General features: G+C 47.1%; 23 protein-coding genes. 13 read left to right on the plus strand and 10 right to left on the minus strand.

Translation table 11 applies throughout. The features are described from left to right. The first annotated feature begins 245 nt into the window (after positions 1 to 245). The 4 genes from PHW04_16850 to leuS all read left to right on the plus strand — a co-directional run bounded on the left by PHW04_16850 (position 246) and on the right by leuS (position 4,705). Entirely contained in the window at positions 246 to 1,586 is a 1,341-nt protein-coding gene (locus PHW04_16850; GenBank protein ID MDD2717559.1) for a hypothetical protein, read from the plus strand. 14 nt (positions 1,587 to 1,600) lie between these two features. After that, positions 1,601 to 1,918 (plus strand): hypothetical protein, encoded by a 318-nt coding sequence (locus PHW04_16855; protein ID MDD2717560.1) that lies wholly within the window; start codon positions 1,601 to 1,603, stop codon positions 1,916 to 1,918. Next, complete coding sequence (locus PHW04_16860; protein MDD2717561.1) at positions 1,905 to 2,090, plus strand: hypothetical protein; 186 nt, start codon at positions 1,905 to 1,907, stop codon at positions 2,088 to 2,090. Before PHW04_16855 ends, PHW04_16860 begins: the two co-directional genes overlap by 14 nt. Positions 2,091 to 2,236: 146 nt before the next feature. Further along, positions 2,237 to 4,705 (plus strand): leucine--tRNA ligase, encoded by a 2,469-nt coding sequence (leuS, locus tag PHW04_16865; protein MDD2717562.1) that lies wholly within the window; start codon positions 2,237 to 2,239, stop codon positions 4,703 to 4,705. A 3-nt stretch (positions 4,706 to 4,708) separates the two neighbouring features. On the opposite strand, the gene PHW04_16870 is transcribed toward leuS, so the two are convergent. Then, complete coding sequence (locus tag PHW04_16870; GenBank protein ID MDD2717563.1) at positions 4,709 to 5,197, minus strand: hypothetical protein; 489 nt, start codon at positions 5,195 to 5,197, stop codon at positions 4,709 to 4,711. 323 nt (positions 5,198 to 5,520) lie between these two features. Here PHW04_16870 and PHW04_16875 point away from each other — a divergent pair, with 323 nt between their 5' ends. Beyond that, entirely contained in the window at positions 5,521 to 5,988 is a 468-nt protein-coding gene (locus PHW04_16875) for a YbhB/YbcL family Raf kinase inhibitor-like protein (protein MDD2717564.1), read from the plus strand. An 83-nt stretch (positions 5,989 to 6,071) separates the two neighbouring features. Next, complete coding sequence (locus PHW04_16880) at positions 6,072 to 6,800, plus strand: hypothetical protein (protein ID MDD2717565.1); 729 nt, start codon at positions 6,072 to 6,074, stop codon at positions 6,798 to 6,800. 3 nt (positions 6,801 to 6,803) lie between these two features. Here PHW04_16880 and PHW04_16885 read toward each other — a convergent pair whose 3' ends face one another. Beyond that, positions 6,804 to 8,663: an alpha-amylase family glycosyl hydrolase gene (locus PHW04_16885; GenBank protein ID MDD2717566.1), complete on the minus strand. Its 1,860-nt coding sequence runs from the start codon at positions 8,661 to 8,663 to the stop codon at positions 6,804 to 6,806. 110 nt (positions 8,664 to 8,773) lie between these two features. On the opposite strand from PHW04_16885, the gene PHW04_16890 reads away from it, so the two are divergent. After that, on the plus strand, positions 8,774 to 9,184 hold the full coding sequence (locus PHW04_16890) for a zinc ribbon domain-containing protein (protein MDD2717567.1): 411 nt from the start codon (positions 8,774 to 8,776) through the stop codon (positions 9,182 to 9,184). On the opposite strand, the gene PHW04_16895 is transcribed toward PHW04_16890, so the two are convergent. Next, positions 9,181 to 10,458 (minus strand): hypothetical protein, encoded by a 1,278-nt coding sequence (locus tag PHW04_16895; GenBank protein ID MDD2717568.1) that lies wholly within the window; start codon positions 10,456 to 10,458, stop codon positions 9,181 to 9,183. The two genes, PHW04_16890 and PHW04_16895, sit on opposite strands and share 4 nt — an antisense overlap. Next, positions 10,415 to 11,197 carry a hypothetical protein gene (locus PHW04_16900; protein MDD2717569.1) on the minus strand — a complete coding sequence of 261 codons (783 nt, stop codon included), beginning with the start codon at positions 11,195 to 11,197 and terminating at the stop codon, positions 10,415 to 10,417. The genes PHW04_16895 and PHW04_16900 overlap by 44 nt, the downstream gene beginning before the upstream one ends. 80 nt (positions 11,198 to 11,277) lie before the next feature. Between PHW04_16900 and PHW04_16905 the strand changes: the two genes are divergently transcribed. Then, complete coding sequence (locus PHW04_16905) at positions 11,278 to 12,882, plus strand: serine/threonine-protein kinase (protein ID MDD2717570.1); 1,605 nt, start codon at positions 11,278 to 11,280, stop codon at positions 12,880 to 12,882. Positions 12,883 to 12,907: 25 nt separating this feature from the next. Here the strand turns inward: PHW04_16905 and PHW04_16910 are convergent, their stop codons facing one another. Continuing rightward, positions 12,908 to 13,705, minus strand: a complete 798-nt coding sequence (locus tag PHW04_16910; GenBank protein MDD2717571.1) for a hypothetical protein — start codon at positions 13,703 to 13,705, stop codon at positions 12,908 to 12,910. Between the two features lie 156 nt (positions 13,706 to 13,861). Here PHW04_16910 and PHW04_16915 point away from each other — a divergent pair, with 156 nt between their 5' ends. Both PHW04_16915 and PHW04_16920 read left to right on the plus strand, forming a co-directional pair. After that, a complete protein-coding gene (locus tag PHW04_16915; GenBank protein MDD2717572.1) occupies positions 13,862 to 14,458 on the plus strand; it encodes a hypothetical protein in 597 nt (198 codons plus the stop codon). Positions 14,459 to 14,484: 26 nt separating this feature from the next. Next, the gene (locus tag PHW04_16920) at positions 14,485 to 15,420 is read left to right on the plus strand and encodes a hypothetical protein (GenBank protein ID MDD2717573.1); all 936 of its coding nucleotides are present in this window, start codon (positions 14,485 to 14,487) and stop codon (positions 15,418 to 15,420) included. Positions 15,421 to 15,439: 19 nt separating this feature from the next. Here PHW04_16920 and PHW04_16925 read toward each other — a convergent pair whose 3' ends face one another. Together PHW04_16925 and PHW04_16930 are read right to left on the minus strand one after the other, a co-directional pair. Beyond that, the gene (locus tag PHW04_16925; protein ID MDD2717574.1) at positions 15,440 to 16,723 is read right to left on the minus strand and encodes a metallopeptidase TldD-related protein; all 1,284 of its coding nucleotides are present in this window, start codon (positions 16,721 to 16,723) and stop codon (positions 15,440 to 15,442) included. After that, on the minus strand, positions 16,720 to 18,153 hold the full coding sequence (locus PHW04_16930) for a TldD/PmbA family protein (GenBank protein ID MDD2717575.1): 1,434 nt from the start codon (positions 18,151 to 18,153) through the stop codon (positions 16,720 to 16,722). Before PHW04_16930 ends, PHW04_16925 begins: the two co-directional genes overlap by 4 nt. 188 nt (positions 18,154 to 18,341) lie before the next feature. Here PHW04_16930 and PHW04_16935 point away from each other — a divergent pair, with 188 nt between their 5' ends. Continuing rightward, positions 18,342 to 18,524, plus strand: coding sequence for a hypothetical protein (locus PHW04_16935; GenBank protein MDD2717576.1), 183 nt, complete (start codon positions 18,342 to 18,344; stop codon positions 18,522 to 18,524). Positions 18,525 to 18,662: 138 nt separating this feature from the next. Further along, positions 18,663 to 19,628, plus strand: coding sequence for a hypothetical protein (locus PHW04_16940; GenBank protein MDD2717577.1), 966 nt, complete (start codon positions 18,663 to 18,665; stop codon positions 19,626 to 19,628). 55 nt (positions 19,629 to 19,683) lie between these two features. On the opposite strand, the gene PHW04_16945 is transcribed toward PHW04_16940, so the two are convergent. Together PHW04_16945 and PHW04_16950 are read right to left on the minus strand one after the other, a co-directional pair. Continuing rightward, entirely contained in the window at positions 19,684 to 19,857 is a 174-nt protein-coding gene (locus tag PHW04_16945) for a Flp family type IVb pilin (GenBank protein ID MDD2717578.1), read from the minus strand. A 219-nt stretch (positions 19,858 to 20,076) separates the two neighbouring features. Beyond that, complete coding sequence (locus tag PHW04_16950; GenBank protein MDD2717579.1) at positions 20,077 to 21,198, minus strand: S49 family peptidase; 1,122 nt, start codon at positions 21,196 to 21,198, stop codon at positions 20,077 to 20,079. 114 nt (positions 21,199 to 21,312) lie between these two features. On the opposite strand from PHW04_16950, the gene PHW04_16955 reads away from it, so the two are divergent. Beyond that, on the plus strand, positions 21,313 to 22,020 hold the full coding sequence (locus PHW04_16955) for a hypothetical protein (protein MDD2717580.1): 708 nt from the start codon (positions 21,313 to 21,315) through the stop codon (positions 22,018 to 22,020). A gap of 31 nt (positions 22,021 to 22,051) precedes the next feature. Here the strand turns inward: PHW04_16955 and PHW04_16960 are convergent, their stop codons facing one another. Then, complete coding sequence (locus tag PHW04_16960; protein ID MDD2717581.1) at positions 22,052 to 22,201, minus strand: hypothetical protein; 150 nt, start codon at positions 22,199 to 22,201, stop codon at positions 22,052 to 22,054. Between the last annotated feature and the right edge of the window lie 100 nt (positions 22,202 to 22,301).

Consider the following 22,301-nt stretch of genomic DNA (forward strand, 5'->3'; position numbering starts at 1 on the left):
CAACGCTATAGTTTTTTTGGCCATCGGTTTGCTCCTTTATTGAAACTTGGTCGTGGAAATTTTGGAGTTTCCGATGGCTATTATATTTTCAGACTGCTTTTTTTACACCACTTCCGGGGATTTTATCGAGAATTTGGTATGACAAATTAGGGGATCATACTTCAAAAGAATATTACCTTGATAGTCTTGACAGACAATTTAAAAACCTCCCTGAATTCTTTGAGTATCGGTTACTTTTTAGCCACATGCCAAAAGATGTCTTAGAAGGCTTTGAGTATTATGGAGATGAACAGACTTCCAGTCCTGAGGTTCTGTCAGTCCGCAGCATCAATTCCGACCCGCCAGACAAATGGGCTGAACGACTGGAAAATGCGGTCAAAAATAACTGCATCGCTGAACTTAAGGCAATTCTGGATGCAGGTGTTAATCCGAATGGCCCCAATATTCCTGGATGCAGGAAGACACCTTTGAATATAGCGATCAGTAGTAAAAACAGAGAATCGGTAAAATTGCTGCTAGAATATGGAGCTGATGCAAATCCCAACTTTTTTAATTGGTATGACATAGTCAGGGCTAATTTTTTTGACCCTGAAACTTTCAGATTATTAATGGCGCATGGCGCTGATGTAAATGCAAGAGATGATAGAGGGGAAACAGTTTTGTTTTATTGCACAAATGAAAAAAAATATCCTGCAGTGTTGGATTGCGTAAAAGTACTGGTAGAGGCAGGCGCTGATCTCAAAGCAGTCAACAACAATAAAGAAACGATAATTAACGCGCTGCATGATCGAACTAGTCACGGAAGATTCTATCCTTCACAATGCCCTGAGGTTATTAAGTATCTGGTAAGCAAAGGAGCACCCGGCCGTTTGGATGCAGTTTCCACGATATTCAGGGTTTCTATGGTGTTTGTTTTAATTTTAGTGCTGGCATTGCTCTTTTGGATTCTGGTTAAGATTTTTATAGAGGTTGAACTGCTAAATTTCGTAAAGAAAATGTTCACTGCTCCACTGAAAAAAATGTCATACCTGATTATACTTTTCCTTATTTTCCAGATTGGGATTCTGATTTTCTTTTTATCCATTGCACTTATTGGTAAGGCCTATCTGGCTTATTTTATAATTCTCTTATTCTTTTTTGTGCTGTGTGACTATACAACACTTACATTCCTGAAGTCCTTAACTGATGGCACCAAGGCTAGTCCTCTGATTTCTTATGCCTTTAAAAATGTCGGTGTAGTTTTCATGATAATTATTTTGGGCAATATTTTATTTTCAAGCCCCGGGGTAGGATCTGCAGAAGACAGAGTTCTTAGTGTTTTCGCCTATTTTTATGCAGCCTTTTATTTAATCGTAACGTTTTTTATCAGTTTGATCGTTGGGATTTTTCTTCGTCTGATCAACTTTCTTGACCTGCCAGAGAGGGACACAGATGAACATACGCCACCGGATGAAGGTATAGAAAATGTTGGTGAAAATCAATCAGAGAAAATTCAGAATGATGCAAATGAAAAAGATTTGCAAAAAGATGATGAGATACGGGAAATACGGATAAGCGACTTACTGTTTCCAAAAAGGAAAAAATAGGGCGGGGCCTGGCTTTGAAAAGCAATTTGTTGGACGTTATCACTGATTATAAAATCAAAGTCATCAAAATCGCGGAAGAAGATCAGACAGCCGTATATAGTCTTGCGAAAAAATACGTCAGGGAAAAAATCATACCTGAGCGCAAATTCGATGATGCTTTCCATATTGCGATTTGCGTGTATTATAATTTTGATATCCTGTTGAGCTGGAATTTCCGCCACCTTGCCAATATCAACAAGCAGATTCAGGTAAATTCCATTAATGCCAAGGAAGGGTTTCTGAAGGAACTTTTTCTGCTAAACCCCATGGAGGTTATCTATGAAAAAGAATGAATCTAACGTATCCATTATGCAGACAGTGGTTTGGCAGATGAAGGAAAAAACATACAAAGAAACGAAAGACCTGGATGCCGGGAAGTTCTTTGCCTATATCAACGGTAAATACATCAAAAAAAAGAAATCAAACCATCGCAATCGGACAGCCCAGGTTCAACCGCTGCCATAGGGAAAAATACCGTTATCAGACTTGCTTTTTATACTGGAACAGGCCTGACTTAATCTGTTCCTGTCTGCCCCGGTCGTTTGCCCACTTGATTATTAGCCGTCAGTTGATATCATATTCCTGGATTTTCTGAGCAAAAGGAGAGAGCCATGGCAGACAGAGAGAGATTCAACCCTTCGGCATACGAGAAGAAATGGCGGGAGCGCTGGGAGCAGAACCGCGACCATTACTGCGATACTACCAAGACAGACAAGAAATATTACTGTTTAGACATGTTCCCTTATCCCTCCGGCCTCGGCCTGCATGTCGGCCACTGGCGGGGCTACGTGCTTTCAGACGTCCTGAGCAGATACAAGAAGATCCAGGGTTACAACGTGCTTCACCCCATGGGCTGGGACGCCTTCGGACTGCCGGCTGAGAACGACGCCATCAAGAAGAAGATACACCCGCGCATTAACGTTGAGCTCAATATCGCCAACATGAAGCGCCAGCTCCGGGAAATGGGCTCCATGTACGACTGGACCAAGGAGATCAACACCACTGACCCTGATTATTACAAATGGACGCAGTGGATCTTCGTGCAGATGTTCAAGCAGGGTCTGGCCTATCGGAAGATGGTCCCGATTAACTGGTGCCCGTCCTGCAAGACTGGCTTAGCCAACGAGGAAGTGGTCAACGGCTGCTGCGACCGCTGCGAAGCGGAAGTGGAGCGCAAGGACATGATGCAGTGGATGCTCAGGATCACTGCTTATGCAGACCGGCTGATCGCAGATCTGGACAAAGTGGACTGGCCGGAAAAGGTCAAGCTCCTGCAGAGGAACTGGATCGGCAGGAGCGAAGGCGCTGAAGTGAAGTTCAAGCTCATCTCTTCCAGGACCGGAAAAGAGACAGACCTGCAGATTTTCACAACCAGGCCTGACACGCTTTTCGGCGCCACATACATGGTGCTGGCTCCGGAACATCCTCTGGTGGCTGAAATCACGACCGACGAAAATAAAAATGCTATAGAGAAATATCAGGATGCGGCCCGCAAAAAATCCGACCTGCAGCGAATCTCGCTGGACAAGGACAAGACTGGAGTTTTTACCGGATCTTTTGCCGTCAACCCCATGAACCACGAAAAAATTCCGGTCTGGATCTCCGATTATGTGATGATGAGCTATGGCACAGGCGCGATCATGGCTGTTCCGGCCCATGACGGGCGCGATTTCGAATTCGCCACCAAATTCGGGCTCAGGATCATTGAAGTCATAGACAGCAAACTGGCAAAAAAGGACAATTCCGGGAAGCTGCTGGAAGCTTTCTGCGATGTCGGTAAAATGATCAACAGCGGAAAATATACAGGCATGAACAGCGATGAAGGCAGGAAAAAGATCATCGCCGAGCTGGAAGCGGCCGGACTTGGCAGATCACAGGTCAATTACAAGCTCAGGGACTGGATCTTCTCGCGTCAGCGCTACTGGGGAGAGCCGATCCCGATCGTGCTCTGCGGAAAATGCGGGGAAGTGGCAGTGCCTGAAACAGAACTTCCATTGCGCCTGCCTGAGGTGGAAAAATACGAGCCTACCGGAACCGGTGATTCTCCGCTTGCAGCCATCACAGAATGGGTCAATGTGAAATGCCCGTGTTGCGGCGGAGCGGCCAAACGCGAAACCATCACCATGCCCCAATGGGCAGGTTCATGCTGGTATTTCCTGCGCTATCTCAGCCCTGATTACAAAGACGGCATCGCTGATCCCGCTATTGTGAACAAATGGCATCCGGTCGATCAGTATGTGGGTGGAATTGAGCACGCTGTGCTGCATCTGCTGTATGCCCGCTTTTACATCAAGTTTTTATACGACATCAAGGCGATCGGATTTGACGAGCCTTTCCAGCGCCTGTTCAACCAGGGCATGGTCTGCAAGGTCTCAGACAAATCCGGCCGCCTGGAAAAAATGTCAAAGTCGCGGGGCAATGTAGTGAATCCGGACGATCTGGTGGAAAAATACGGCACAGATTCGATCCGTTTGTACGAACTTTTCATCGGTCCGCCGGATGCGGACAGTGAATGGTCGGATTCAGGCATTATCGGTATTTTCCGGTTTCTTTCCAAGACCTGGGACCTGCTGGTCAGGCTGCAGGAGGAAAACGCATTTGCCGTTGAAGACGGGCCTGAAATCCTGAAAGCCAGGCATCAGTTGATTTTCAAGGCTACGGACCGCATGGAGAGCTTCAAGTTCAACACCACGATTTCAGCTTTCATGGAATTCACCAATTTCATCAACAGTTCCAGCGAGCCTGTCAGCAGAGACACTGCCAGGGACATCCTGATCCTGATCGCGCCCTTTGCCCCGCATTTCTCCTGCGAACTCTGGGAAAGAATCTTCGGCTCAGGTAACCCTCTGCATCAGAAATGGCCCCTTTATGACCGGAAATACCTGGTTGTGGATGAGATCGAGATCGGGGTGCAGGTGCTCGGAAAACTTCGCGGCAGCATTAAAATCAAGCTTGACTGCACTGAGGCGGAAGCTGTGGAGCTTGCCAGGAAAGATCAGGCGATCAGCAAGCAGATCGGCGATAAGGTGATAAAAAAAGTAATTTTTGTCAAGGGTAAGATCCTGAACCTGATTGTTTAAGAATTATCTTTTCCGGATTTTCTGCACTGCGTATTCAGCGCAGAACACTCCGGCCACAGCCGTGAAAAACTGCAGGCCAAGGATGGCTGAAAGCATAGCCTGCAAGGGGCGCGACAATGAGATAAGGTTAGAAACCAGCGCTCCTCCTGCGATGATCGCCAGTGCCTTGACTGCAGCAGGGACCATCAGCCGCACTGCAGAGTGAAATTTTCTGCACTGGTGATATGTGAGAATCAGCAGGCAGTTTCCCAGAGCAATGAATGGGAGCAGAGGAGACATCATCGGCGGAAGGTGCTGGGTAAAGAGAGCGAGCAGCGGACTGAGAAAAGCGAGCCAGAGAGAAGCCCGCAACCCGACAAACAGATAGACCAGCACCAGGATGCTGTTGACAAGGGCACCAGAGACGGCCTTGGGGATGTGCAGCATCTGGATTGCAGTCACCAGGGCCAGTGCCAGGGCTGTCCTGGTCAAAGTGCCGGTTTTTCCGCTCATAGGTACCTCGATTTAGCGATTGCCGTCATCTTACTGCAGGAGAGGGAAGAGTTCAAGGCGGTTTTTTTCAGGGTCAAGAACACAGGACTTCATAAAATGAATTCCGGAACTACAAATTAATGATGGATTCGGATATTATATAATATGCAAAAGGAGGGTTAGTGAAGTCAATTCTATTGAGCTTAATTTTTATTTTTCTGGCTACAGGCTGCAAGGGGGAGAATTCTATACCTCAGACGTCCGAAACGATCAAAATTTCTCCTTCCCCTGCTGTTTCGCAGGAGGTGAGTTCAACTGATCCCGTATCATCAGGGGAAGTGGAAATGCAGAAATTAACTCTGAAAAGCCCTGTGTTTGAAGAAAGCAAGGCGATCCCTTCCAAGTACACCAGCGACGGCGAAAACATCTCTCCCCCGCTCACCTGGTCCGAAGTTCCCAAGGGAGCTAAAAGCCTGGCCCTGATTTCAGACGATCCTGATTCTCCGATGGGTACCTGGGTGCATTGGGTGGTCTACAATATCCCGCCAACAGCAACCGGCCTCCCGGAAAAAATCCTGCAGACTGAAAAACTGCCTGACGGCACGCTGCAGGGACTCTCAGACTTCAAAAAAACCGGTTATTGCGGCCCCTGTCCTCCTGCAGGCACTCACCACTATTTTTTTAAACTGTATGCACTTGACATATTACTGCCGGACAAACCAGGCCTGACCAAGAGCGGCCTGGAGAGCCTGATGAACGGCCATATACTCGCTCAGGGAGAACTGGTGGGGCTTTACAAGCGGAAGAAATAGAGACGTGCTGCGCCAGGTTCACTGACTTGACAATTTCCGGGTTTGAGAGTATAACTCAGATAGTGTTTCAGTGGAGGTTGTTCATGAAAATAATCGCATTATTATCATTACTCTGTCTGATTTCATGTGCCTCAGCTGAGGTCGATCAGGCTCAGGCCTTGTATCAGAAGGCAGTGGAACTGTTCCGCGTCGGCGACATGGACAAGGCACTAGAGTCTTATCTGGCTGCTCTGGGAAAGGACAAGGCAATCCTGGGCATGAAGGACTACGGGCTGTCAGACTATCATATTTCCAAACTGCTCAAGGAAGGCAATTCCTTCAAGATCGGCCAGGGTTATTTTACTTACGGTAAATTCGACAAAGCCAAAGAATATCTAGTGATGATCAAGCAGGAATCCGGAGCTGAATATCAGCAGGCAGCCTCGTTGTTGAAACAGATTGAGGCAATCGAGCAGCAGCAGAAAGATGCCAAGGCGCAGAGTGCCGATGCATCCTCCACGGATACATCTTCCACTGACAGTTCTTCCAGTCAGAGCGACGACTCTACGAACGATTCCAGCCAGATCGCTCCCAGCCCTCTCCCTGACAACAATGAAACCAATGACAAACAGGATGCCGATAAAAAAGAGCAGAGCGATGCTCTGGCAAAACAGCAGGAAGCAGTAAAAAATGCAGAAGCGGATTATAACAAGTGGTTTGCCTTGCAGCAATGCGGCCAGGCCGAAGCCACTCCTTCACTGGTGAAGTATTACCAGGAAATCATGGAAAAGGAAAAAAAGAAGTACGAACAGATGCAGCAGGAAAATAAGTAGATATTACAGCAGTCTGAAAATATCGGAACCAGTTGATTCCAGAAAACCATCCCTGAACTTGAATTTCTGTTCCGTCAGTGCTGATTCGGCTTCACCATCAAGATATCCCAAGCGCCAGACAGGCACCAGTACAGCTTTATTTTCCGGACTCAAAACAGTAACCAGCGTCTCTGACTGATTGAATCTGGAAAAAGACAGGCTTTTTTCGTCTGAATGAAGCCATTGAAAGCTTCCGCTCTGAAGAGCTCCGGATTTTTTCCGCAATTTGATGAGCTTTTTATAATGTGAGAGCAGTCCGCTGTTCCAGTCGCGCTCTTCCCAGATCATGCATCTCCTGCAGTCCGGATCTCTCAAACCTTCAAGGCCGATCTCATCCCCATAGAACAGCGAAGGGATCCCCGGAAATGTGAATAGGGCCAGGATGGCTGTCTTCAACTTGTTCAGGTCCCCGCCTAACACTGAAATCAGGCGCGGTCTGTCATGAGAATTAAGCAGATTGTATTGCCCGAGAGCTTTCTGCCAGGGAATCGCTGAGAAAAAATCCTGCATCTGAGCTGCTGCGTCCAACCCTGTGAAGGTGATTTCCAGATTCTGACCCCTGCCGTCACTCTTGAAATCTGATTTTCCAGTCAGCCAGCGATAGATTGGAAAATAAAACCCCTGATAATTCATCAGCCCGTCCAGGCAGTTTTCAGTCAACAGTTCCGTGCCGTCGAAAAAATGTTCTCCCATCAGATAAGATTCAGGATTAAGACTCTTCAAGGCGATTCTGATTTCGTGCCAGACCTGGACGTATTCTTGAAAATCCTTCTGGCGCGCCAGCATGTTGGCTACGTCATATCGCCAGCCATCGATGCTGAACGGTTCCCGCATCCAATACTGCATCACTGAATCAGATTTACGGTAAAGCAGGTCTCGCAGGCGAACTGATTTGAAATTGAGCTTGGGCAGTGAGGAAACCCCAAGCCAGCATTCATATTTATCCTTGTCCAGAAAGGTATAGAATTCGCGGAATGACGGATCTGAACTGCAGGCACCTGATTTATCGGAACTCTGATTGAACCAGGAACAGGAAATTCCACTGTGGTTGAAGACGCCGTCCAGGATTATCCGCATTCCACGCCTGCGAAGTTCGGCAGTAAGTTCAGAAAAGACTTTCTTGTCTCCCAGATGCGGATCGATTTCAAAATAATCCTGAGTGTCGTATTTATGATTGGAAGGGGAGAGGAAGATCGGAGTCAGATACAGGCAGTTTACGCCCAGTTGATTCAGGTAATCCAGCTTTGTCAGGATCCCTTCAAGATCTCCGTTGTAAAAATCGATATACTGATACGTTGAAAGAGCACCGGAAAAAGATCCCGGCGTTTCACCCCATTGCCGGACTTTTACTTTTTTCTTCTGATATGAGTATTCATTATCTCTGTAATTTCTGGCTGGATTTCCGTTGTAAAACCTGTCCGGAAAAATCTGGTAAAAAACCGCTTCCGCTGTCCAGGACGGACTGCGTTCGGTTAACAGTTTGAAGTCAAAGCAATCCAGTGGGGTTGTACTCTGAATTCCGCGGTTGTTGTAATGGTAAAATCGGCCATCACAAGCCATGATGAAAAAACGATACGAAATTTTAGCTGTATAAAACCTGGTCGTGATGGAATAATACAAAAAAAAACGGTCGACTTTCCCAGGCTGCATCTCCTGCAGGATTTCCTCCCCTTCAGGGGAAGTGCGTAGAAATATCTTCCTGATCCTGTTTTCCCTGCTGACGCGGATTGAAATTATGATTTCTTCACCCTGCTTTGGGTATTCAGGGTTCAGGAATTGAGCAGAAGGGCATGAAAAAACTGTTTCCAGCCAGTTGAAATTCATAGGTTTATTTTACAAGAAGAATTGTGCAGGGGCAAATTAAGGAAATCATTACCTTGATTTTTTGAAAAAGGCGGTTAAAATAAAGGGAATCAGAATACTGGAGCGAACAGATGCCGATCTATGAATACAGATGCCAGATGTGCGACAAGCTGCATGAATTTTTCCTGCGCCTGAACGAGGCTGCACCTGACAAGTGCCCGGACTGCGGGGGTAATTTGAAAAAGGCAGTCTCCACCATGGCCTTTGTTCTTAAGGGCAGTGGATTCTATCTGAATGATTACGCTTCAACCGATAAAAAGAAAGGGATCAGCAGCGAAAAAACACCGGTACCTGAAGCCAAAAACGATGTCAAGGCTGAAGCCAAGACTGATTCCAAGACAGATGCCAAAACTGAAACCTGGAAAGATAACAGACCCGAAAAAACAGAATCCGGCAAGGATGCCAAACCTGAGCAGAAAAGCGAACCAAAACCTGAAACCAAGCCGGAACCTGCGAAAAAACCTGTAAATACACCAGCTTAGTTTTCTCTGAACATTCCTTTGAGCAATCCCATGGATCCGAGCAAACGATAGTAGTTCCGGTAGGTTTCGTAATTATCATCTATCAGCCGGAGCCTGGCCTGGATCAGGTCATCCTGCATTTCCAGAAATTTTCCGTAACTGTTAATTCTGGAGGCAATGCTCCAGGCGGAGTCGGTTTTTAAGCGGAGAAGGTCGAGTTCTTTTCTAGCGCTCTGGGAATGATTCCAGGCACTGATCAGAGCAGTCCAGTTTCTGCTGAGGCTGGTTTTGGCCATCAGAATGCGTCCGGCGAAGGAGGCTGCATCTTCCTTCAGCTCATACCAGGCTACGCTTTCCGGTTCCGGTTTTTTTATAAACTCCCAGCAAATCAGCAAATCTGAGACTTCAGGGTATGAAATGTAAAGCCACGGCATAGTCTCAGCCTCAGGAAACAGGCTGGAATCTTCAAGCAGATCATAAAGAAGTGTGGAGATCCGTGATTCAGGCAGCTCCGGATTGAGAAACAAATCTTTTAAACTGAGCCTGACGAGTTGTGGAAGCAGCAATTGTTCGGGGAGCCGCAGAGTTCCCGGCAGGGAGAAATCCGAAAGTGCGGTCGTGGAAATTTCCCAGGAAACAGCGGTGTTAAGATCTCTGTAAAGCTTCTCTGAAAAGGATTCTTCGCTGCAGATTGATGTGATGCCTGCGGTCAGAGTGTCGATTCGAGAGAGCCAGGCAGTAGAGTTGCAGAGCTGCTTCAGGGCTGACAGTTCATCACAGGCTGCTTTTCTGGCTCTTGTCTGTTCCAGGCTTTTCAGGCAGTCCAGATAATCCTCCAGAACCTGCAGGATCACCTGTGTCCGCACTGCATCCAGGTGGAGCTCTGCCAGAAAATATCCGAGTCCCCGGATTTTGTCTGCTCCACCACGGGCTGTGCCGTAAACCGGCCAGCAGCGCAAGGCCAGGCTTAAGCCGGTTCCATCGAAAGAGGGATCCCCGAGCAGGATTTCCCCTGACATGGAGGGATCTTCGAACACCGGAGAGTAGTCGCCAAGCAGACCCAGAAATTCCGATTCATACCTTGTACGAATGACTTCTGCCCGGATTACAGTTTCATTTTCCAGAAGAGCGAGATGCACGGCCTGCGCAAGCTTGAGATTGAGCATCTCGGGAAATGTTTTCAGTGGCGTCCTGGAGTATCCCGGGACAATTTCCAGCAGTAAGCAGAAAATGATGGAAAAGCGGACAAGGTTAATGAAGGCCTTCCTCCCTGAATGGTTTGAAGTCCAGTTCAAATGCCAGATATCTGTATTTCGAAAAATCGCATTTTATCTTGAAGCTGTATGGCATCTGTTCACCAGGCAGCAGGGCATAAGGCCTTAGTCTCATGCCTGAGCTTCCGATCATCCGGTAGAGTTCATCGAACAGAATGCATTTCACGAATACTCCGCTGCTGCGCAGATAGGAATTGTTCTGCAGCCTGACTTTAACTTCTGCCTGGCCGGAATAATCTGGAGCAAGATCTGTTGAGAGGACTGTGATTTTAAGAGAAGATTTTTCCAGAGTCTGCAAGAGTCTGCGGTATTTTTTTTCCAGAGGCGTGATTGGTGTTTCAACAGTCGCATACAGGAAACAATTATCCAGATAGACATGGTCGAACCTTCCGATGCAGATTCCGATCAGCGTCACCTGATCGAATGGCTCGAGTGCGATCACTTTTTTGTAATCAGCCCGGTTGAAGAGGCAGCAGAGCCAGTCTTCACCATGGCTGCTGGCCTTGAGCATCAGGCAGGGCTTATTATATTGATATTCTGCGTTCTGATAGACCTGGCCCTGCACCTTGAAGATCCGGTTGTAATATTTGATGTCAGCCTCATAAACGTCCTCTTGGTAAGCATCTACAAGCTCAGCAGCCCGGATTTCAAGGATCCTGTTCTCGGCAGTTGTCAACACTTCGTGCAAAGCAAATACTCGTGAAGGGTTGAAAAAGGAGCAGAAGATTACTATCGCAAAAAATCCGGGTCTGCATGGCATGAGATAATTTTATCATAGATCCGGGTTCGGAACGTAATGGAATTTTGACAACACTTATCAACTGCTGCTAACCTGAATTGATGAACGGTACCATCTCTCTTGAGAAAGGGACAATCCTTTCTGGCTGCACTGTGCTCGAGAAGATCGGCGAAGGCGGTATGGGCTCTGTTTATAAAGCCCATGACCCGGCCCTTGACCGCATTGTGGCAGTCAAAATTATGAACGCCTCTTCCGATGCTGTCGGCAGAGAGAGGTTTCTCAGGGAAGCCAAGCTCCTCGCTCAATGCCGGCATCCGGGAGTGGTGCAGATTCACGCTTTCGGAGAATACCAGGGCTTTCCTTACTTTGTAATGGAACATGTCGAAGGCACATCCCTGGATACTTTCATCAAGAAGGCCAAACTTGTCTCAGGAACTCAGCATAATCTTGAGGAACTGCTCGAACTGGGCTATCTGAAGGAGTCGCCGGCTGAACTCCCATATTTTCTGCGCGATCCGCTCAACCGCCCTCTGGAAGATGCCGAGTACATAGGGAGGGTCGGATCGCTGATCGCCGGAATTGCGGACACACTGGCAGAAGTGCACAGACTCGGCATCATGCACAGGGACATCAAACCGTCAAACATCCTGATCTGCAGGGACGGTGCTGTCAAGCTGGTGGATTTCGGACTTGCATTAAGTGGTGTTGAACACGACCTGACCCGCATCGATCAGATCCTGGGCACCCTGAATTACATGGCTCCGGAACAGTTCATGGGCAGTAAGGGAAAAATCACTTCAGGAACTGATATTTTCAGCCTGGGCGTTGTTTATTACGAACTATGCACTCTGCATCGCCCGATCGAGGAAACCGAGCCTGCTGCGGTTGTGGGCAGGATCACAAGGTCTGATTTCCAGGAACCCCGCTCATTCAATCCGAACATTTCCAAGACAGTGAATCACATCATCATGAAGTGCCTGCAGAGCGAGCAGAATCAAAGATATGCCTCAGCCACATTACTGGCTTCTGAAATTAGGGCTGCGGAAAGCGTCAGCCCGATCGTCCAGAACATCAAGGATTTTTTTCACGATGCATCAGTCCTGACACCTCCTGTTGTTCCGGAAAAGCGGCAGAGACGAGTTTCCACAGTCAGGACATATGTGAAAGGGCACCGGAAACTGATTATTATAGCAGTCGTGATTTTCTTTATTTTCCTGGATAAATTTTCCGAAGAACCTTTTTCCGGCACCCGGATTTTTCTCGCAGCCAGAACCGAAGTAAATGGAATCATGTATCTCAAACTGGTCTCTGAATCCGGCAATCAGGGAAGGATGCGGATGCTGCTTCTGGAAGGCGATGAGACTGACCAGTTCAAAGTACTGGAACTCAACTCCGATGAATGCACGTTGCTGGACAAGAAATCAGATGAGGAGAGGACGATTTCTTTCAGCGACTACAATCCTCTGCAGTATGACGAGAAACTGTTCTATGACCTGAGCAAAAAAGTAAATGTCAGAATTTCAGGAAACCTGTACAGATATCTTTCAGACCAGATGAAGCTGCCGGTATATGGGGACCGCGATTTTCTGAAGCACGAAGTTACTGTTACCGCCACCAATGTTGAAATGAATTCGATTTTTCGCACCTTTTCATATCATTTCCAGATCGCCCAGAACGGAGACATCTATTTCGTCAAACTCCGCTGAATTTAAGGGCTGTCCGGAGATCCGATTAAAACATGGTTTCGATTTCAATGCGCAATTTGTCCATCGGAAAAATCTCTGCAGCATCGAAACTGACCCTGATCGCCAGGGTCCCGTCCCTGAACTCCACGGATTGTCCAAGCCCCGGGCTGAACACCACGATTCTGAGCCTCCTGGAAACCTCAATCCTGCTCAAGGTATCCTGGGATAGTCCTGTCAGGATGCCTGAGGTACGATTCATCAGCTCATTCAGGTCCTGGAAGGCTTTGGTATTTGCCGGAATTGAATCCAGCTCAGGGATGAAGTGAATTGTGGACGAAAATGTCCTGGAAATGGTTTCGGAAAATTCCTGAGCCTTTTGTTTTGATTCAGCCTTGAGCTGATTATGCTGCTGATCTTTGCTTCCCTCCGGTTCCTTTGGTTGAGTTTGTTCCTTTTTTTCCTGTAGATGAGACGGTTTCTCGGATTTTTCAATTTTAAGCGGGGCAGATTCGGTTCTGGAAGATTCCGCAGAACTGAACTGGTTAATGTAATCGAGTGCAGAATGCACGGTCAATCCGATAATTTCCGGACAGTTGAGATACAGGGCATCTCCGCATTTACCACCACGATCGTCAGTGGATTGATGAAGAAGCAGCATCTCCTGCCCGATCTCCAGGATCCAGCCGGAAACAGGTGGACAGCTTTTCAGATAAATTGTGATAAGAGGGGATTTGACGGGTTCACCGTTCTTTTCCCTGGCTCTGATCTCCTGCAGAACTTTTAAAACCTCAGCTACAGGTTTTAAGGGCAGTTTGTTGAGTACAGCGAATTTGTCCTGAGCCATGATTGTTATCCTCCGGGCTGGATTCTTTAAAAACAAAAATACACTTAAATCAGCTATTTGTAAAAATCAATTTACAAATTGATTACTGGATTTTCAAACTTCCATTACAACAAACGCCAATAATAAAATCAGGTAAAACAAAAAACGGAGGAACACATGAAAAAAATCACACTCATGCTGCTCTCGCTGGTACTTTTCTGCTCTGCTCCCGCAATGGCTTCTGCAGGTTCCCAAAACGATGCCCAAGCCAGATTTGTGACTATGGATTTCAAGAATGTGTCATTGTCTCAAACCATCAATGTCATTGTCCGCAGTACAGGCATTAATGCTTCCTGTACCGAAACCCTCGGGCCTGTAAAAGTGTCTGTCTGCGTCAAAAACATGCAGGCTCTGGATGTGTTGAAACTGATCGCCAGGATGATCGACGCCAGAGTGGTGGAAAAAGATGGGGCCTACCTGATTGAGGAGACTCGCGAACTCGGTGCCGTGCTTGCCACTGAAGAGGGAGCATCAAGCAGTAAGGCACCCGCTGTCCTTAATCTGACCCTGGATTTAAAGAACCTGTCGCTGGGCAGTGTTGTGAAAATCATCAGCAGATGCTCAGGGGCCGAAGTAGGATGCTCAGATGAGCTGTCCGATCAGAAAATCACAGTCAGCGCCAAGGATCAGCCTGTGAAATCAGTACTGGATCTGATAGCCAGTCAGCTTGTGGCCAAGGTCGTAAAAACCTCAACTGGATACAGGATTGAATAACAAGGTCTGCTGAATGAGGAGGAGTTATGAGGTGGGGTTTCATTCTGATGACAACTGCTTTCCTTTCGACTGCCGCGAGTTCGGATGAAGCTCCCCTCATGGCGAGAGTGACGATTTCCAGACAAGAGAATCAAAACATGCAGACACTTGCCGCGGAAACGGTCAGAATGGTGAAAAAACCGCAGGGCTGGACTGGAATTGTGAAAAAAGTCTTGAAAAATGGAACGGCTGAACTGACCTTTTCGGTCACGATCAGGAATTACCACGAGAGTTCTAAGGGCCTTCCACCCGGAGGGAGAGACAGCTTCGAAATGTACAACATTGACTGTCCGCAGTGTTTACCGTCACCTGAGGAGATCGAAGGCAGGAATCTCGTGGAAATCGTTGCGGACTGCATCTGCAGGTCAGGTGGAAGAGTTCTGCACGAGAGGCTTGTGAACAGCTTCGCGCCAAACAGGAGCTATGCGACAGAGGTCATTAAAACAGGCGGATCAGGATACTTCATTTCCATCGAATTTCTGAATGATGAAGGGGAGGAAGTGCCTGAAAATTCCTGGGACCCGGATAATGAGCATTTCAGTTATCAGATCGTGGACTGCAGAGGAGGGACTGAGAAAGTTGTTGCTGAACCGGTTCTTATCACAGCTTACTGGAGCAGATGGGGTATACTTTACGAGGATTCAGACATGAACGGGAAGAATTGCTTGAAAATTCTGGTCAGATCATTCCTTTTCAAGCATTCGAGAAAGATGTGGTGCTTTGACCGGTCATCTGAAGTACAAATTGCAGCTGCGGGAAGTAAAACTGCGAATCACAGCAGGAGCAGATTTGGCGGCCCAGTCAAAGGAATGGGGAATGGCAGAGGTTCCCAGCCGCTCGGCGGGGTGAATACTATGCAGTTTCTGCTTCGGGAAAGGCACCTGCCTGTGCCGCACAGGCAGGGGGAATTGCCACCGTTTTGAAACAGCAGGAGTCAGGTGTTTATCCTGAAATGCTGATGTTGAAAACTTTCACAGCTTCCGGCCCCTGAAAGCGGTTTTCGGCCTGGATTTCCCTGGACAGATACATCTTCTGCTGGCATTCCAGGAGATTGCCTGTGATGGACCCTCCTGAAACAGGGATTCTGTTTTTACCGTCAAAATACCAGCCGAGCCTGAGTTCCCCTCCAAAGTCACCAGTCTGCTCATCCAGCTCGAAGTCTGAAAAAATGCTGGCTTCAAGGTGTGGTTCCTGACGCAGAGTGGCGAGGTCGTTTTTACCTCCTGCCACCTCCATGTTGTAAATCACACCTGTTGGTTCTATACCGAGGTAATGACAGTATCTCAGTGAGCCCCAATGTCGCATTAAATTTCCATCCCTTAAAATTTCAATCTCTTTCAGCGGGAATCCATCCTGGTCATAAGGTAAAGAATACACTGAATTAGGAAGAAACGGGGGAAGGCTCAGATTGATTAAATCGCCGTTTACATGCTCACCTTGAATCCGGTCTCCGATTTTGAATCTGGATATTTTCTGATAGATTGCTGCTGCGCTGGCTTGATAATGGTAGTAGCCAAACAGTTTTGCAGCGGATTTTCCCGAAAAAAGCACTGGGCATTTCAGACCGGAAGGAGTGGGCCTTGCTTTGGCTCTGTCTTTAGCACAATCCAGCATTTTTCCGATCTCGCTGTGCATGAAGGAGACCCGGCCGGGTGAAAAGTGGAGGTCCCGGTACAGTTCGATTTCTCCACCAGGTCCTTTCCAGCTGACGATGAATTCCAGCTGGGCTGCAGTCTGGTCGTGGGAAACGTCAAGGCCATCTGAATTTACCAGTCTTCTGCACACTTTATTCAAAAAAAGTTCTGCAGAATTGATGCCTCCGTCTTTATGGATGTCGAGTTCATAGATGCCTTGGATCAGTTTGGGTAACAGCTGGTCCGGATCATAATCGGGGTGAATCTGTGATTTGACGGTGCAGGGCTTGACCAGAGGATAAACCGGATTTTTGACAAATCCCGCTGCAAAAGCCGCGCTTTCAGCAGCTTTACTGATTTCAGCCTCAGTCATGGTCGGGAAAAGGTCGATCGTGGCAGATCCCAGGTATGAAACTCCTTTTTCCACAAAATCCCTGTACAGAGTTGCACTCAGATGGGTTACATCTTTGCACCTCTTCAGATCCAGAGCTTTTTTTACGAAAAACAATTCCCTGCTTTCCACCCTGGACTCTGAAAGCAGGTATTTGATACCTTTTTGTCTGTCCAGAATTTTTCTGATCCTGTCGATCATCCGAGCCTCATTCTGGCCTTGAGATAAGGCCCTCCTGCTGAGACTTTCACACTCTCTTTATAGCCTTTGCCGCAGTATCCCCCACCAGAACCGTTCAGGACAACAGTTCCGGTCATCATGGAAATGGAACTGAGCATGTCAGGCACAAAGCCTGTAATGATCACTGGATTCACGATTTTTCCGGTAAGTCTTCCTTCCCGGATTTCCCGGCCCAGAATGCATGAACACTGGATTCCCCAGTTTTTAGGGTCCTCCATGCCGCTCAGGGAATGTTCCAGCAGGTAGCCCGATTTGATCGAAGCAATCATCCTGTCAAGGGAATCGCTGCCACCTTCATAGATCGTATTAGTCATGCGGCTGTATGCCTTGCGTTCAAATGACTCCCTGCGGCCGTTGCCGGTAGGGATTGTGCCTAGTTTTTGGGCAGAGAGAAGATCCGAGATCCCGGTTTTAAGAATTCCATGATCAATCACCACTGTATCATTCCCAAGCACTCCTTCATCGTCAAAAAAATATGAGGCAACTTCAGCGGCACTGCGGGCTCCATCATGCATTGTGACTATTTCGGAGGCCACTTTTTTTCCGAGGAATTCCATTGATCTGGCGCGTTCCTTTACGAACATGTCCATTTCCACTCCATGCCCGAAAGCTTCATGTGCAATCAGGCCGGCAACAGGAGGAGAACAGATCACATCATAAACCCCGGGGTCTACTTTTTCCGCATTCAGAAGCTCGATTACTCCATCAACTGCATCCTGGATGCCGGATTTCATTTCAGAGAGAATTTCCAGACCCTTTAGTCCTGAATAAGATTTGAAAAACCACTTGGTGTTATCGCTTTTCCTGGCAATCGTGTGGAGAAATCCGCAGCTCCAGACATAAGCTTGTTCCAGTTCCTTCTGATTGGACAGGAAAATTTTCGAAATCCTGCCGTAATTTAAATTGGCAGCAAAATCAATCAACAGATCAGATCTGGAAAGTCCCAGGTCCTTGATTTCGGTCAGCCGGGCAATGATTTCACTCTCAGGCATTGATTCGGGAAGAATCCCGACTTCAGCTGCAAAAAATCGGCGGATCGGGTCTTCAGTGAATGGCTGATAGATGTTTTCGCTGATTCCGGTACCCTTGAGTGGAATGGAAAATCTGAGTGAAGTCCTAATCCTTTCAGCGAACATGCAGATATCTCCATCAGGGAGGGAGTTGAAAGAAAGTTCTGAATAGCGGCCGTTATCACAGGCCCTGATCACAAAACCACGTTCAGTCAGGGATGAATCCTGGATGCTGGTTCTGGTTTTTCTGACATCATATGTTTTGATTGAACAATCGGTGCCCAGGATGGAAACATAGGGAAAATCCCGGGACAATTCAGCGACAAGTTCCAGCAGCACAGGTTTAACACTCGAGAGAAAATCCGAAAAAGGCACTTTCATTCCGCTTCCTGCGACTTTTCCTCACGGCTGATTACGATGATTGGATGCATGTTACAGATATTACCAGCCAATTTCAAGCTCTCAGAATTGATGCATATCAAAAAATGCAAAGGTCTATCTCAAATCGACGTTGCATTGACATCAAGCTCAGGTTGTGATATTAATTGACAAACACTCAGGAGTACCCAATGGCCAAAACTGAAAAAGATGATAATCTGAAGAAGGCTGAAGAATCATTGCAGAAACCGGAATCGAATGCTGTGTTTTACCTCTTTTCCTTCTGCCTGTTTGGTGGAATTTTTTTCATCAGTTTCATACTGCCGTTCCTGGTAGCTAAACTTTTCCCTCCACCCATGGCTCTGATGCAGTGAACCGGATCCAGACTTTATGGACGCTGTCCTGATAGTTCGGATTGTCTGAAATTGAATTTTACCGCTGAAAAGTGAAAAACCTTTACTAACCCCGAATTCCGGTTATAATTTATCTATAAGCTTATGAGGGGGGATCAGATGTACAATCTGAATAGTCTCAAATTAACTGTCGCCATCCTGACATTCATATTATTATGGAGCCGCTCTTTTGCGGCAGCCCTGGACGAGGATACAGCCTATTCCGCCAAATATTCCTGCATCGACCTGCGTATCGCAGCCTGCAGCCTGCTTTCTGAGACCAGTGAAGTATCCGGCGTCCTGGCAGCCGGGAACTTCAATCAGCAGCAGATCAACAATCTGATGGCCGCTGTCGGCAAGCAGCTCATTGCTTACCAGAATCTGAAAACCCGCATGACCCAGATCAAGAAACAGGTCCCTCTTGCCGAAGTCACCACTGCTGCAGGTGCAGCGGAAAAACTTCTGAATGACGCCACTGCCAAGCTCAACCAGCTTGTGGGAGCATTTGTTTCCAGCACGATCGAGGCTCAGTCGATCTCTGCTGCTGCATCATCTTACTCCGAATGCTGCACTCTGGTGAGCGGTGCGGTCGACAAAATCGATGTTTTAGCTGCCGCAATCCGGAAGGAAGCGGCCCCATTTATGCAGTACAGCAATCCAATCGCCTTTGACAGACTGGTGCTCTACCCTCTGCAATTTAACAGAATCTATCTCACAGAAATCAACAAGAAGATGCAGGAAATACTCGGAACAGACAACTTCGGAGCGGATAACCTCAGAAAATTACGCATCCTGCTCGACCACACTCTGACCGTGGTGCTCGATGGAAGCATTTACGCGGCCAATGAGTCGTTTTTTGCCTCCAAGAAAAACGAGATCGACACTCTTTCGGTCCAGACCCTGCGCGGACTGATAAAAGCCAAATTCACCCTGTCAGAGACCAATCGGATCGCTTTATCTACCAGTAATACAGATCAGACCCAGGTCAAAAAGATCAAGGACAGTTTCTCGAAATATCTTGACTGTTCATCAGCTGTTCCCGCTAAAATGGAAACGCTTTACAACCAGCTTAAAGCGCAGGGATAAAGAGAGAAAAAAAAAGCTCCCGCTGAGGGAGCTTTTTTATTTACGGGATTTCTGATTAGCTTACTGCGGTGTTGGCTGTGCTCAGTTTGGTCTTGATTGTGTCAAAAATGTCACCGATTGAAGAGCCGGTAGCAGTCAGAGCCGCGATAGCTACGATGGCGATCAGGCCGAGGATCAGGCCGTATTCGACCATTCCCTGTCCAGATTCCTCTCTGAAAAATCTTGTCATGTTGCACCTCCGTTTTATTTTTCTATAATTTATAGTAACATTTTGCGTGCCAAAAGGTATTTAATTGCTGTAAGTCAATAATACCAAGGAGTTTGCTGTATCGGTGCCAGTGCACCATAAGTCTAAATATCTGAAAACTGTAACTTGAATTAAACACATTTCAGGAAGTTCCCCTGATTTCAGGATTTATTGATGTTTCCTAAAATAAACACCCTTAGATCAATAATCCCTGGAAATTTCTTCCAAGTCTCCGTGAAAAGCCAGCGGGGACTTAAAAATCGTGGCAGCAAGGTACTTCCTGAAACTTTCCTTGCTGCTTTGCATTCTTCCAGGAAAGCAGATATTGAAGAGGTGCTCCAGATATTTAGAGGGGGGTTCCCTGGGGATTACCACTTTATAGTCTGAGCCGACCTTGGAAAGGGAAGCCAGTTTATCCAGGCATGAGTGGTAATCCAGGGTGCCATCGATCAGACCGAGTTCCTTGGCTGTTTTGTTGTCGAAAATATGAGCGCCCATTGTTTCCCTGATCACGGATTCAGCTATTTTTCGATTCCTGGCAACATGGGCTACGAAATTGTCATACTCGGCATCCAGGCCCTGCTGCATGACGCTCAATTCCTCTTCGGTTGCCTTGCGGAAGGGGTTGCCAAAATCCTTGCCCCGGCCTGCATGGATCTGGTTGGATTCGATCCCGCCCTGGGTGACGATTCCCCCGCCGATGATTCCTCCATCAGTAGCCATGGGTTTGTTGTAATAAATGATCTCAGGGCCGAGGATGCCGATGCTGCCTACCAGGCTTCCATAATCCGCATAAATGGCATCCGAACCGGCCATGGCCATCAAACCTCCTGAAGCGGACATGCCTTCCACATAAGCCAGCACGGGTTTTTTGGTTTTTTCCTGGAATTCCTTTACCCCGTCGAAGATCGCCATTGAACCGAAAATTGTGCCGCCAGGGGTTTGCAGGCGGAGGATCACTCCCTTGATATTATCGTCCAGAGCTGCATCCTGCAATGTTTCCTTGATATCGTATCCTGCTGACACGCCCATAAACTCGAATTGCAGGTCCAGACCAGCAGGGAGTCTTCCCAGGATCAGGCCTTCCACGTCGATCTGCAGGAGCAGGTTTTTGCTGTCGCTGCTGCCGGCAAGGTATTCGTAGGCTGTTTTTTCGGGAGCAGCTTCATGAATATTCAGTGAGCTGATTCCTGAGCTGATACCTATCCCTGCCCCGATGAACAGAAGAGAAAACATGAAAACCATCACGAAAAAACAGATCATGGCGAAAAATGCCATCGCAAACACTTTGAAAATAAATTTAGCGATCTGATTCAACTCCATTCCTTCTCCTTGTCATGATTCGGATTAACCCATCCTAACCCGGATCCGGCAGGATGTCAAAAATTAGAAAAGGGTCCCGATAAATTCTTCCGATATTGTAAAAAGGAGAGTGTAATGACTGCCTGGAAATTTTACTTTCTACTTTTCCTCTGCTGCGCAGGATTCATGTTTGCCGGGTTCAATTCACGTGATTCCAGTGAACCTGATGCAACATCTCAGGCTACAATCCTGCATCCTCTTCCCGGGGAAAGAGAGATGATTGCAGGGGAAAAGAACGAAAATCTTCCTGTCAGCCCGATTCCGCTGGTCTGGACCAGTGAAAATCTGCTGATGCAGACTTATGAAGTTTATCCCAGGCCTGAAAATGAATTCGGATATTTTGTCGAGTTGATCGATCTGGTAAAAGACAGGCAGTCCGAAGACGTGCTGGAAAAACTGTCGGGAAAGCTTGTCGGTAAAACGGCGAAGCTTACTCAGGATGAAGGATTCCAGCTGACTGAGGATGAAAGCAGGAACAATGCTTATCCTTATCTGCATATATTTTATCAGATCAATGAAGCAGGCAAAGCTCATTATGGAGACACGATGATCAGACTGGAATACAATGTCCTCCCCCCATTCGGGAAAATCAATGTCAGTCTGAAATTTTACCGCAAGCGTTACCGCTTTGGATGGACTACCGGGACTCTCCCGGTTTACAGGATTTTTCCGGATGAAAATGTACGTTCGGATTTTGTAACAGACATCTCCACGGATAGCTATGCATCTAAAATATATGATTCAATCATGGATATAGTCTATCTGCGGATGATCGAGAAATGAAATAAGTTCCAGGACTTATGAAAATTCCCGGTTATTCTGCTTCAGCCTCATGTTCATTTTCAATCTTTACGAGAGGCATTTTAAAAGGCTTGCCCAGAAATTCTTTCTGAAAACTGAAGGAAGCTGGAATCTCAATTATCTGATTGATCTTTTCAAAATTTTCTGTCAGGCAAAGCACCATCTTAACCTCCGGTTGGATAAAATATAGCAAACTTCATACCAGAGCTTTTAAAACAACCCAAGAGGTTGGTATGTTGGTAAGTTGGTAGGTTGGAGAGTCC

This window comes from Candidatus Wallbacteria bacterium (assembly GCA_028687545.1).
GTDB lineage: Bacteria > Muiribacteriota > JAQTZZ01 > JAQTZZ01 > JAQTZZ01 > JAQTZZ01.

Excerpts from the sequence above, each read along its gene's own strand:
- PHW04_16850 (MDD2717559.1), top strand. The coding sequence starts at position 246 with ATGCCAAAAGATGTCTTAGAAGGCTTTGAGTATTATGGAGATGAACAG.
- PHW04_16860 (MDD2717561.1), top strand. The coding sequence starts at position 1,905 with ATGAAAAAGAATGAATCTAACGTATCCATTATGCAGACAGTGGTTTGG.
- leuS (MDD2717562.1), top strand. The coding sequence starts at position 2,237 with ATGGCAGACAGAGAGAGATTCAACCCTTCGGCATACGAGAAGAAATGG.
- PHW04_16870 (MDD2717563.1), bottom strand. The coding sequence starts at position 5,197 with ATGAGCGGAAAAACCGGCACTTTGACCAGGACAGCCCTGGCACTGGCC.
- PHW04_16875 (MDD2717564.1), top strand. The coding sequence starts at position 5,521 with ATGCAGAAATTAACTCTGAAAAGCCCTGTGTTTGAAGAAAGCAAGGCG.
- PHW04_16880 (MDD2717565.1), top strand. The coding sequence starts at position 6,072 with ATGAAAATAATCGCATTATTATCATTACTCTGTCTGATTTCATGTGCC.
- PHW04_16885 (MDD2717566.1), bottom strand. The coding sequence starts at position 8,663 with ATGAATTTCAACTGGCTGGAAACAGTTTTTTCATGCCCTTCTGCTCAA.
- PHW04_16890 (MDD2717567.1), top strand. The coding sequence starts at position 8,774 with ATGCCGATCTATGAATACAGATGCCAGATGTGCGACAAGCTGCATGAA.
- PHW04_16900 (MDD2717569.1), bottom strand. The coding sequence starts at position 11,197 with ATGCCATGCAGACCCGGATTTTTTGCGATAGTAATCTTCTGCTCCTTT.
- PHW04_16905 (MDD2717570.1), top strand. The coding sequence starts at position 11,278 with ATGAACGGTACCATCTCTCTTGAGAAAGGGACAATCCTTTCTGGCTGC.
- PHW04_16910 (MDD2717571.1), bottom strand. The coding sequence starts at position 13,705 with ATGGCTCAGGACAAATTCGCTGTACTCAACAAACTGCCCTTAAAACCT.
- PHW04_16915 (MDD2717572.1), top strand. The coding sequence starts at position 13,862 with ATGAAAAAAATCACACTCATGCTGCTCTCGCTGGTACTTTTCTGCTCT.
- PHW04_16920 (MDD2717573.1), top strand. The coding sequence starts at position 14,485 with ATGAGGTGGGGTTTCATTCTGATGACAACTGCTTTCCTTTCGACTGCC.
- PHW04_16925 (MDD2717574.1), bottom strand. The coding sequence starts at position 16,723 with ATGATCGACAGGATCAGAAAAATTCTGGACAGACAAAAAGGTATCAAA.
- PHW04_16930 (MDD2717575.1), bottom strand. The coding sequence starts at position 18,153 with ATGAAAGTGCCTTTTTCGGATTTTCTCTCGAGTGTTAAACCTGTGCTG.
- PHW04_16935 (MDD2717576.1), top strand. The coding sequence starts at position 18,342 with ATGGCCAAAACTGAAAAAGATGATAATCTGAAGAAGGCTGAAGAATCA.
- PHW04_16940 (MDD2717577.1), top strand. The coding sequence starts at position 18,663 with ATGTACAATCTGAATAGTCTCAAATTAACTGTCGCCATCCTGACATTC.
- PHW04_16945 (MDD2717578.1), bottom strand. The coding sequence starts at position 19,857 with ATGACAAGATTTTTCAGAGAGGAATCTGGACAGGGAATGGTCGAATAC.
- PHW04_16950 (MDD2717579.1), bottom strand. The coding sequence starts at position 21,198 with ATGGAGTTGAATCAGATCGCTAAATTTATTTTCAAAGTGTTTGCGATG.
- PHW04_16955 (MDD2717580.1), top strand. The coding sequence starts at position 21,313 with ATGACTGCCTGGAAATTTTACTTTCTACTTTTCCTCTGCTGCGCAGGA.
- PHW04_16960 (MDD2717581.1), bottom strand. The coding sequence starts at position 22,201 with ATGGTGCTTTGCCTGACAGAAAATTTTGAAAAGATCAATCAGATAATT.